The 1656-nt window shown below is 67.8% G+C and carries 3 protein-coding genes and 1 pseudogene; 2 read left to right on the top strand and 2 right to left on the bottom strand.

Going from position 1 to position 1656, the window contains the following annotated elements:
- Positions 1 to 63: 63 nt before the first annotated feature.
- Positions 64 to 606: an MmyB family transcriptional regulator gene (locus ACNFOC_RS54100; protein ID WP_416966272.1), complete on the bottom strand. Its 543-nt coding sequence runs from the start codon at positions 604 to 606 to the stop codon at positions 64 to 66.
- A gap of 230 nt (positions 607 to 836) precedes the next feature.
- Between ACNFOC_RS54100 and ACNFOC_RS54095 the strand changes: the two genes are divergently transcribed.
- Complete coding sequence (locus ACNFOC_RS54095) at positions 837 to 1256, top strand: hypothetical protein (protein WP_416966271.1); 420 nt, start codon at positions 837 to 839, stop codon at positions 1254 to 1256.
- A 10-nt stretch (positions 1257 to 1266) separates the two neighbouring features.
- Here ACNFOC_RS54095 and ACNFOC_RS54090 read toward each other — a convergent pair.
- A pseudogene (locus ACNFOC_RS54090) lies at positions 1267 to 1395 on the bottom strand (IS5/IS1182 family transposase); the annotation flags it as partial.
- On the opposite strand from ACNFOC_RS54090, the gene ACNFOC_RS54085 reads away from it, so the two are divergent.
- On the top strand, positions 1381 to 1629 hold the full coding sequence (locus ACNFOC_RS54085) for a hypothetical protein (RefSeq protein WP_416966273.1): 249 nt from the start codon (positions 1381 to 1383) through the stop codon (positions 1627 to 1629). The pseudogene ACNFOC_RS54090 and the gene ACNFOC_RS54085 sit on opposite strands and share 15 nt — an antisense overlap.
- The last annotated feature ends 27 nt before the right edge of the window (positions 1630 to 1656 follow it).

The raw sequence follows: 1656 nt of genomic DNA, 5'->3' as shown, positions 1-1656 counted from the left end.
CTCCAAAGGGGGGTGGGGGGTGGGGAGTTGGTCGTGCCGTCGAACTGATAGGAAAGTTAACTATCAGAGGTTCGGCGCCGAAGACACCCACCTGAAGCCAAGTTCGTAGCTATGAACGAGAGTCGTGTGTCTGTGCGAGGGTGATGCTTGACGGTTTGCCCGTGCTTGTCGCGTCGGTCGCCTCGGCGATGATCGGCGACGTTCCGCGGCCTCCGTGTGCTCCGCGGTCGGTACGGTCGCCTGGGCGAGAAGGCGCGGCGCCGCCTCCGACGCCGTACCGGAGTCGGAGGTCGCGACGACGAAGCGCCGGTCCTCCTCCTGTGGGACGTTGAGGGCCTGGAGGTTGAGCCGCATCCGGCCGGCGAGTGGATGGCGCATGCGGTACGTCGCGAGGTCCCCCATCCGGACCCGGTGCTCGGACCACTTCGACGCGAACTCCGGGCTTTTCGTGGCCAGTTCACCGATCGGGGCGGCCGGTCGGGGATCGTGTCCGGCGAACGGGGTGTGTCCGGTGCGGTTCCAGGCCGGTGCGTCGCTACGGCGGCCGGGGGCGATCGAGGGTGCTTCGCCGAACGCGGCGAGCGGCTGCCGGGGTGTCCCGCCCACGCGATCCGGCGCCGGCCTGCGCCGGGTGCCGGTCCGGCGTGAGGCGCGCCCGAAGTGAGCCGAAGTGGCCACCTCCGGCCCGCGCCTACGAATACTTGGCTAGCCACACGATTGCTGCTACGGCAATCATGTGGCTAGCCACACGTTTTCTTGAACTTCCCCCGCAGAACTGAGGAGACCCCATGGGTGTGTCGTCGGAGGGGGCCATATTGCCTTGGAGGAGCGACCCCATGTCTCACGAGAACTCTCAAGTGAAGCCTCCGATCAATCAACGCGTGCTGACCCTCGGCATCACCCCTGATGCGCTTTCGCCGGAGGATTTTCCGCCGGGGGTTGCGACGCTCGAAGAACTGGTCGCCATGAGGAAGCGCAACTGGGCTGCGCTCCGGGCCACAGGCATCGACGGCGAGGAGGGCTATGTCAGCCTGGACCCCGACGAGGCTGAGGCCGAGCTGCGCCGACTGTTCGACGGGCGCTCGTTCGGGGTGGTGCTCATCGGCGGCGGCATCAAGAATGTCCCGGAGTACACCGTCCTGTTCGAACGGATCGTCAACGTGCTCATCGACCTCCAGCCCGACATCCGATTGAGCTTCAGCTCACATCCGACGAACGTGCCCGAGGCGCTGCAACGCTGGCTCAAGAAGTCCTGACGAAGACGTCTCACGGAGCTGGGCGTTGGACGTGGCGGTGAGTGATGAGGCAGGTGGCGAAGCCGAGGAAGGCTTCGTGGATGTCGTCGCGTCGTTCCCAGCGGATCCGCAGCCGGCGCAATCCGTGCAGCCAGGCGATCGGTCCGAGTCCCCGCACGGCGAGCGGCTTGAGTCGCAAGCTCCCAGAGCCGGCAAGCTCGTCATCGCCGTCAGCACCCACCCGCTCGACCGGGCGGCCGCGGCCCAGCGGGCCGGCGACGCCGGGCACGCGCGGGGCAAGCGCGTCCTGACCGTCGACTGCGCACGCCTGCCCACCGTCTCCCCAGGCGGCGGAGCGACCGGCTGCACCGACCACCCCACCCACACCGGCTGAGGAAGCGAACCATGCCCACCCCCGAAC

Origin of the sequence: Streptomyces colwelliae (assembly GCF_048158785.1) — a bacterium.
In the GTDB taxonomy this organism is placed as follows: Bacteria; Actinomycetota; Actinomycetes; order Streptomycetales; family Streptomycetaceae; genus Streptomyces.
The sequence above is the reverse complement of the archived record's forward strand: the minus strand, read 5'-3'. Positions and strand labels throughout refer to the sequence as shown.